Origin of the sequence: Streptomyces fildesensis, assembly GCF_016107395.1 — a bacterium.
In the GTDB taxonomy this organism is placed as follows: domain Bacteria; phylum Actinomycetota; class Actinomycetes; order Streptomycetales; family Streptomycetaceae; genus Actinacidiphila; species Actinacidiphila fildesensis.
In genome coordinates this window covers 79,385-87,554 of the sequence record NZ_JAAIKO010000037.1, presented here as the reverse complement: position 1 = coordinate 87,554, position 8,170 = coordinate 79,385, and the positions used below count along the sequence as shown (strand labels likewise).

Here is an 8,170-nt window from a genome sequence, read left to right as displayed (position 1 = left end):
CTGCCGGCCGAGGTGGCGGCCCGGGTCGCCCCGTACGCCGTCGAGCGGTCCGCGCCCCCCGCCGGGCTCGACGGCCGCATCGGCTGGACCGCCGCCCCGCCGCGGGGTGTGCGGGGGCTGCTGTTCGCCAACGAATGGCTCGACAACATTCCCGTCGACATCGCCGAGACCGACGAGGCGGGCGAGCCCCGCTACGTCCTGGTCCGCCCCGCCGACGGCAGGGAGCACCCCGGCGGGCCGCTGAGCGCCCAGGACGCGGAGTGGCTGCGCCGCTGGTGGCCGATCGCCGGGACGCCCGGCGCCCGCGCCGAGATCGGGCTGCCCCGCGACGCCGCCTGGGCGGCGGCCGCCGGTTCGCTGGACGCCGGGCTCGCCGTCGCCGTCGACTACGCCCACGAACGGGCCGCGCGGCCCCCGTACGGCACCCTCACCGGCTTCCGCGACGGCCGCGAGGTGCCGCCGGTGCCGGACGGCTCCTGCGACCTCACCTCGCACGTCGCGCTGGACGCCGTCGGCGGCGGGGTGCCCCTCGTCACACAGCGCGCCGCCCTGCGGGCCCTCGGCGTCTCCGGGGCCCGTCCGCCGCTCGCCCTGGCCACCACGGACCCCCGCGGCTATCTGCGCGGCCTCGCCGCCGCGGGCGAGGCCGCCGAACTCATCGACCCCGGCGGCCTCGGCGCCTTCCGCTGGCTCGCCACCCCCGTCGGCGACGCCTGCCACGGCCTGCTGCCGACGGGACCGGAGACCGGGCCGGCGACGGGGCCGGCCGGGGACTGACGCAACCGGCCGCCCGCAAGCGGGGTTGGAGGGCGGGCTGACAGAATGCCGTCCATGACGGAGACCACGATCGGCATCGGCGGCCAGGCCGAGGGCACCGACATGGTGCTGAACATCGGCCCGCAGCACCCCTCCACGCACGGAGTGCTGCGGTTGCGGATCGTGCTGGACGGCGAGCGGATCATCACAGCGGAACCCGTCGTCGGGTACATGCACCGCGGCGCGGAGAAGCTGTTCGAGGCCCGGGACTACCGCCAGATCATCATGCTGGCCAACCGTCACGACTGGCTGTCGGCGTTCTCCAACGAACTGGGCGTCGTCATGGCCGTCGAGCGGATGCTGGGCATGGAGGTCCCGGAGCGCGCGGTGTGGACCCGTACCCTCCTCGCCGAGCTGAACCGGGTGCTCAACCACCTGATGTTCCTCGGCTCGTACCCCCTGGAACTGGGCGGCATCACCGCGGTGTTCTACGCGTTCCGGGAACGCGAGGAACTGCAGAACGTCATGGAGGAGATCTCCGGCGGCCGCATGCACTACATGTTCAACCGGGTCGGCGGCCTCAAGGAGGACCTGCCGAACGGCTGGCTCGGCCGCGCCCGGCACGCCGTCGCGCAGGTCAGGTCCCGGATGGGCCGCTTCGACGACCTGGTGCTCGGCAACGAGATCTTCCGCGGCCGTACCCGCGGTGTGGGCACGCTGTCCGCCGAGGCGGTGCACGGCTTCGGCGTCAGCGGGCCGATCGCCCGGGCGTCGGGCGTGGACTTCGACCTGCGCCGCGACGAGCCGTACCTGGCGTACGCGGAGCTGCAGGACACCCTGAAGGTCGTCACCCGCACCGAGGGCGACTGCCTGGCCCGCTTCGAGGTGCTGCTCGCGCAGACCCACAACGCGCTGGACCTGGCGGACGCCTGCCTGGACCGGCTCGGCGAACTGCCGCAGGGCCCCATCAACCAGCGGCTGCCGAAGGTGCTGAAGGCGCCGGAGGGCCACACATACGCGTGGACCGAGAACCCGCTGGGGCTGAACGGCTACTACCTGGTCTCCAAGGGCGAGAAGACCCCGTACCGGCTCAAGCTGCGCTCGGCGTCGTACAACAACATCCAGGCGCTGACGGTGCTGCTGCCCGGCACCCTGATCGCGGACATGGTGGCGATCCTGGGCTCGATGTTCTTCGTCGTCGGGGACGTCGACAAGTAGGTCGGCACGTGGCCGGCGCGGGGCCGGCGACAGGACCGGCCGTCAGGACGAGTGCGCGCGCAGGCCGCTGACGTCGATCTGCTCGGTCTCGTCGTGCTCGGTGAGATCGATGACCTCGGCCGCGAGCTGCGCCTCGTGCTCCGCGTACGCCTCCTCGCCGACGACGTCCGCGAGGTCCTCCTGCGCGGCGCCGGGCTTCTGCGTGCCGAAGAAGTCGAAGCCGCCGAGCGCCCGGCTGGCGGACCCGCCGGCGCGGTGCGGCTGCGCGTAGGGCAGTACGGCGGCGGCCACGGCCGGTACGAGGCGGTGCTCGCGGATCGGCAGGCTGGCCGCGGTCCTGGGGCCCTTGGACTCCGGGCGGGTGTGCGTCGCGGCCGGCTCGGCGGCCTCGGCCGCCGCGTGCCGTCCCTGGGGTTCGTCGTCACCGTTGCCGGCGCTTTCGGCGGCCGCGGCGTCACGGCGCCTGGCCTCCTCCACGGTGCGCAGCGCCTGCTGGCGGGCGGCGTTGCGGCCGAGGTTGAGGAGTGCCTCGTCCGCCTTCTTGAACGCGGCCGGGCCGACGGGCGAGGAGGCGATGGCCAGCGGCGCCTTGGCGGCTTCCAGCGCGAGCTGGCGGCGGCCTTCGAGGGCGCGGGCCCGCTCGCTCTCGGCGGTGGCGTAGCGGCGGAGCAGATCGGCGTGTTCGGTGCGCAGCCGGCCCAGCTCGGCGCGCTTGGCGCTGAGCTTGGTGTCGAGGCGCACGCGCAGCTCGCGGGACTCGTCGAGGTCCGTTTCGAGCTCGGCTATCCGCTCGTCGGCGTGCCATTCGTCACGGGCGCGGGCGGTGGTGAGGTCGGCGACCCGGCGGCCGGCGGCCCGGTCCCACGTGCGTGCCATGACCGCACCGCCGCAGGCGGCAGCCGCGGCTGCCGCGACGACCGCGCGCAGCACCATCGGATCGGAACTGATCCAGGCGGCGGCGACGCAGGCCACCGCGGACCCGGCCAGCGTCAGCGGGGGCAGCAGCCGGTGCAGCGGGGGTGAATGGCGGTGGCGTCCTCGTGGCATGGCTCGAAACTAGCGTGCGACGGGGACGCGTGGGGCCTGGGGTCCGATTTATCGCCGTCTCCCCGGCAATGGATGGCGCGATGAATACGGAGGGCATCCGGATAGACACCATGTGTTTCCGCAATGCCCTCCGTACCCCGCCAGAACCCGGTTATGGATCTTGGCGCCGCGGGCCGGCCGACACCGGGCCGGCCGGCGGCGCCGGGCCTTCGGCAGGAGCCGTCAGCCCTTTGGCCGGAGGCGTCAGCCGGTGACCAGACCCTTCGACTTCAGATACGCGGCCGCGACATCAGCCGGCTTCTGGCGCTCCGCGTCGACCTTCTGGTTGAGGTCGGTGAGATCGGCGGTGGTGAGTGCCTTGGTGAGCTTTCCGAGGACGGTAGCGATATCGGCGGAGCCGGCGTCCTTGGCATTCACCACGGGAAGCAGGTTGTCCGCGTTCTGCAGCTTCTTGTCGTCCTCCAGGAGCACCAGGTTGAACTGGTCGAGCGTGGCGTCCGTGGTCGTGGTCAGCACCAGCTGGTCGGTGCCGTCCTTGACGGCCTGCTTGGACTGCACGGTGCCGACGCCCTTGGGGTCGATACCGGTGATGTTGATGCCGTACTTGCTCTTCAGGCCCGGCGAGCAGAAGGGCCGGTCCGGGCATTCGTCGCCGGCGGCCAGCTTGACCGGGACCTTGGCGGCACCGAGGTCGCTGAGGGTCTTCAGCTTGTGCTCGGCGGCGAAGTCCTTGTTGACGGCGAAGGCGTTCTGGTCGATGGCGGGACCGGCGTCGAGGACCTTCAGGCCCTTGGGCTCGGCGAAGGTGGTGAGCGCCTTCACCGTGGCCACCACATCGGCGGAGGCCACCGGGGCGGCCTTGGGGCCGTTCGCCTTGGTGTTGAAGTATTCGGCGAGTGTCGCCGCGTACTCGGGAACGATGTCGATCTGCCCCTTTTCCAGGGCCGGTTCATAAAGCTCGCGGTTCTTCAGCGTCTGTACCGAGGTCGGGTAACCGGCGTTCTTGAGGACCTGCGCGTAGAGCTCGGCGAGCACCGTGCTCTCGGTGAATCCGGCGGAGCCGATCACCAGCGCGCCCTTCTTCTCCCCGGACGACGGGGAGGCGGCGTCGGAGCCGGACTTCTCCAGGCTGTCGCCGCCGCAGCCGGTGACGCCGGTGAGGAGCAGTGCGGCGGCAGCGGCCACCATCGTGACGCGCAGCGTCGGGTTCATCGGTTCTCCATCCACAGTGCAAGGAAAGGCATGACGGTCAGGGTGTCGCGGGGGTCGCGGGGCTCGAGGCGGGGACGGCGCTGCCGGACCGGGGGCGGCGACGGCGCCGCATCGGGTCGAGCAACCACTGCAGCGCCATGAAGATTCCCTCGATCAGCAGGGCCAGTCCTGCCACCAGGACCGCTCCCGCCACCACCTGCGCGGTGATCTGCCGGTTGAAGCCGGCCGTGATGATCCGGCCGAGGCCGCCGCCGCCCGCCATGGCGGCGATGGTCGCGGTGGCCACCACCTGGACGGCGGCGGACCGCACACCCGTCCAGATCAGCGGAAAGGCCAGCGGCAGCTCGATGCGGAACATCAGCTGACTGCCCGTCATCCCCATGCCGCGGGCGGCCTCGACGACATCGCGGTCAGCCTCGCGCATACCGACGTAGGCGTTGGTCATCAGCGGCGGCACGGCGAACAGCACCAGCGCGATGATGGTCGGCCAGTCGGTGCCCGAGCCCATCGCGAACATCAGCAGGACGAGGATCGCGAACGTGGGCACCGCGCGGCCCACGTTGGAGATGTTCACCGCGAGCGCCCCGCCCTTGCCGAGGTGGCCGAGGACGATGGCGATCGGCAGGGCGATCAGACAGGCCAGCGCCAGGCAGACGACGGTGAAGTAGACATGCTCGCCCAGCCGGTGCCACACACCGTCCGTACCGTTCCAGTTGGCGCTGTCGTTCAGCCAGTCCCACGCGCCGGATACCGCGTTCATCAGGCCGCCTTCCTGCTCCGCGCCCACGGGGTGAGCAGCCACTGCACACCCAGCAGCAGGACGTCGGCCGCGATGGCGATGGCCACGCAGATCACCGAGGCGGTGAGCACCTGCGCCTTGAAGATGGTGTCGATCCCGGTGTAGATGAGGTTGCCGAGGCCGCCGTAGTTGATGATCGCGCCGACCGTGGTCAGCGCCACCGTCGAGACCGTGGCGATCCGCAGGCCGGCCATCAGCGCGGGCAGCGACAGCGGCAGTTCCACGGCGAACAGCAGCCGCAGCGGCCCGTACCCCATCCCGCGGGCGGCCTCTCTGACGTCCTCCGGAACGGATTCCAGGCCGGCCATGATGTTGCGCACCAGAATCGTCAGGGAGTAGAGCACCAGGCCGGTGATGACGACCGCCGGGGAGATCCCGAAGACCGGCAGCAGCAGCGAGAACATGGCCAGCGAGGGCACGGTGTACAGAACGGTGGCCAGCCCGAGCACGGGGCCCGCGAGGGGCCGCCAGCGCCGCGCGACCAAGGCCACCGGGAACGCGATGAGCAGCCCGATGGCCACCGACACCGCGGTGATCCACAGGTGCTGGACGGTGGCATCGGTCAGCTCATGACTGCGCGTACGCAGGTATTCACCGCAGATCCAGTCGTTGGATACCAGACAGTTCCGCTTCGCCATGCCCCTCACCTCCCCCGCTCCGGGCCGTACATTCGTCCGACATCAGCACTGCGGTCGTCACGTGGCCCGACCCTATCCGGCAGGTACGACAATCAGGCCGGCCCGCCATGCAGCTGCAATACTCCCGCCACAATTCCGGGCCGGAACTCGGGAAGAGTACGGTCGTGAGAACCCGGCAGTGAGGATTCCAGGCACCGATGATCCGATTCGAGAACGTCACCAAGCGGTACCCGGACGGCACGACCGCCGTCGACGACCTGTCGTTCGAGGTCGCGGAAGGGGAACTGGTCACGCTGGTGGGGCCGTCCGGCTGCGGCAAGACGACGACCATGAAGATGGTCAACCGGCTCATCGAACCGACCTCGGGCCGGATCCTGGTGGACGGCGAGGACATAGCCTCCATCGACCCCGTGAAGCTGCGCCGCCGGATCGGCTACGTCATCCAGCAGGTCGGCCTGTTCCCGCACAAGAGCGTGCTGGAGAACACCGCGACCGTGCCCGCGCTGCTCGGCTGGAAGCGCGGCCGGGCCAGGGACCGCGCCGCCGAACTCCTCGACCTCGTCGGTCTGGACCCGTCCGTCTACGGCGACCGCTACCCCGACCAGCTCTCCGGCGGTCAGCGGCAGCGCGTCGGGGTGGCGCGCGCACTGGCCGCCGACCCGCCGGTGCTGCTGATGGACGAGCCGTTCGGCGCCGTCGACCCCGTGGTGCGCGAGCGGCTCCAGTCGGAGTTCCTGAAACTGCAGGCCACCGTCCGCAAGACCGTGCTCTTCGTGACGCACGACATCGAGGAGGCGGTCCGGCTCGGCGACCGCATCGCGGTCTACGGCGAGGGCCGTATCGAGCAGTACGACACGCCCGCCACCGTGCTGGGCGCGCCCGCCACCCCGTACGTCGCCGACTTCGTCGGCGCCGACCGGGGGCTCAAGCGGCTGTCGGTGACGGAGATCCAGCCCGCCGACCTGGAGCAGCCGCCGACCGTACGGCTCGACGACCCGGTGGAGACGGCCGCCGCGCGGATGCGCAAGGAGGGCTCCCGCTGGGCGGTCGTCCTGGGCGAGGGCGGCGCGCTGCACGGCTGGATCACCGTCGAGTCGCTGCTCGGCAAGGGCTCCACGGTCCGTGACCACGCCCGCCGCATGGAGGCGTGGGTGCCGATCGGCGCGACGCTCAAGCAGGCGTTCAGCGCCATGCTGCAGTACGACGCCGGGTGGATCGCCGTCGTCGACGGCGATCACTTCCTCGGCGTACTGACCCCGGCACGGCTGCACGAGGCGCTGCGCCGCTCGATCGACGCGGACGCGAACGGCGCGGACCGCGCCGACGTCACGATCGAGTCGATCGAGCGGGCCGGCTAGAAGCGTTCATGGTCCCGCCGGACGGGCTCCAGGACCCTTCCGGCGGGATCACCGGCAGTCCGGCCGCGCGCCATGCCTGGAATCCGCCGTCCAGGTCGGTGGCCCGGTGCAGACCGAGGTCCTGCAGCGAGGCCGCGGCGAGGCTGGAGGCGTAGCCCTCGTTGCAGATCACCACGACCGTCAGATCGTGCCCGGTCGCTTCCGGCAGCTTGTGGTCACCGAGCGGGTCGAGCCGCCATTCCAGTTCGTTGCGCTCCACGACGAGCGCGCCGGGGATGAGCCCGTCCCGGTCGCGCAGCGCCGCGTAGCGGATGTCGACGAGGACCGCGCCGTTCGCGGCGGCCTCGGCGGCGGCCGGTGCGTCGAGGCGCTCCAGCCGGGTCCTGACGCGCTCCAGATGGTCGTCGATGCTGCGGGCGGTACGGGCAGCGGGCTCGGTCACCAGGTCTCCGGGTGTTCCACGACGTCGAGCCGCAGGGTGCGGTCGTCGCGGAGGTAGCGGCGGATCAGCGGCAGGGGCGGGTAGTAGGCGTGCACCGAGATGGCGTGCCGCTCGGCGGAGCGGTTGACGACCTGGTGCACATGGTTGCGGCCGAAGGCGCGGCCCGTGCCGGCCGGCAGGGCGCGGGTCCGGTCCAGGCCCTCCGCCAGTTCGAGCGAGCGCCAGCCCTCGGACGGCAGCGGCACCGCCAGCGACTCCTCGGTCAGCTCGCCGCCCGCGGTCACGAAGGCGCCGTACGAGCCACCGTGGTCGTGCCAGCCGGTCTCGGTGCCGGGCGGCCAGCCCAGCAGCCACGCTTCGGCGCCGCCGGGCCCCTCCAGCCGGATCCAGGTGCGGTCCAGCGGGTCCAGCGCGAGCTGGGCGACCTTCTCCGGGTCGGAGGCGATGGAGCGGACGAAGTCGAGCAGCTCGGCCGCGGTCGGCGCGGCGGCGGGCCGCGCGGCAGCGGGAGCGGAGGCCGGTTCGGTCAGCACGGCCGTGACGGGAGACGCGACGACGGCCGCGGAAGGGGATGCGGAAACAAACGCTGGTGCGGACAACGGGACCACCCTGGAGGGAGGCGCCGGCACGGCGCCGCACCGACCGGGGAACGGACGGCGGCGGCAGGCTACGACGCGGAGGTGAGCGGGGAGGCGGGGTT

Annotated in this window: 9 protein-coding genes; 3 read left to right on the top strand and 6 right to left on the bottom strand. The window is 71.8% G+C overall.

Translation table 11 applies throughout. The annotated features are described in order from the left end of the window. Positions 1–777, top strand: a 777-nt coding sequence (locus C6N31_RS32690; protein ID WP_198358831.1) for an SAM-dependent methyltransferase, incomplete at its 5' end; no start/stop codon positions are given. 45 nt (positions 778–822) lie between these two features. Beyond that, positions 823–1,974: an NADH-quinone oxidoreductase subunit D gene (locus tag C6N31_RS32685; RefSeq protein WP_138355892.1), complete on the top strand. Its 1,152-nt coding sequence runs from the start codon at positions 823–825 to the stop codon at positions 1,972–1,974. Positions 1,975–2,016: 42 nt separating this feature from the next. Here the strand turns inward: C6N31_RS32685 and C6N31_RS32680 are convergent, their stop codons facing one another. The 4 genes from C6N31_RS32680 to C6N31_RS32665 all read right to left on the bottom strand — a co-directional run bounded on the left by C6N31_RS32680 (position 2,017) and on the right by C6N31_RS32665 (position 5,670). Further along, on the bottom strand, positions 2,017–3,021 hold the full coding sequence (locus C6N31_RS32680) for a hypothetical protein (protein WP_138355891.1): 1,005 nt from the start codon (positions 3,019–3,021) through the stop codon (positions 2,017–2,019). A 243-nt stretch (positions 3,022–3,264) separates the two neighbouring features. Continuing rightward, positions 3,265–4,209, bottom strand: coding sequence for an ABC transporter substrate-binding protein (locus C6N31_RS32675; protein WP_138355922.1), 945 nt, complete (start codon positions 4,207–4,209; stop codon positions 3,265–3,267). Between the two features lie 61 nt (positions 4,210–4,270). After that, positions 4,271–4,993 (bottom strand): ABC transporter permease, encoded by a 723-nt coding sequence (locus tag C6N31_RS32670; RefSeq protein ID WP_138355890.1) that lies wholly within the window; start codon positions 4,991–4,993, stop codon positions 4,271–4,273. After that, the gene (locus C6N31_RS32665) at positions 4,993–5,670 is read right to left on the bottom strand and encodes an ABC transporter permease (protein ID WP_138355889.1); all 678 of its coding nucleotides are present in this window, start codon (positions 5,668–5,670) and stop codon (positions 4,993–4,995) included. The genes C6N31_RS32670 and C6N31_RS32665 overlap by 1 nt, the downstream gene beginning before the upstream one ends. A 197-nt stretch (positions 5,671–5,867) precedes the next feature. On the opposite strand from C6N31_RS32665, the gene C6N31_RS32660 reads away from it, so the two are divergent. Beyond that, positions 5,868–7,028 (top strand): betaine/proline/choline family ABC transporter ATP-binding protein, encoded by a 1,161-nt coding sequence (locus C6N31_RS32660; RefSeq protein WP_138355888.1) that lies wholly within the window; start codon positions 5,868–5,870, stop codon positions 7,026–7,028. Here C6N31_RS32660 and C6N31_RS32655 read toward each other — a convergent pair. Both C6N31_RS32655 and C6N31_RS32650 read right to left on the bottom strand, forming a co-directional pair. Then, a complete protein-coding gene (locus C6N31_RS32655; protein ID WP_138355887.1) occupies positions 6,997–7,470 on the bottom strand; it encodes a rhodanese-like domain-containing protein in 474 nt (157 codons plus the stop codon). The genes C6N31_RS32660 and C6N31_RS32655 overlap by 32 nt on opposite strands. Continuing rightward, positions 7,467–8,003: a cupin domain-containing protein gene (locus C6N31_RS32650; RefSeq protein ID WP_381585070.1), complete on the bottom strand. Its 537-nt coding sequence runs from the start codon at positions 8,001–8,003 to the stop codon at positions 7,467–7,469. The genes C6N31_RS32655 and C6N31_RS32650 overlap by 4 nt, the downstream gene beginning before the upstream one ends. Positions 8,004–8,170 lie beyond the last annotated feature (167 nt).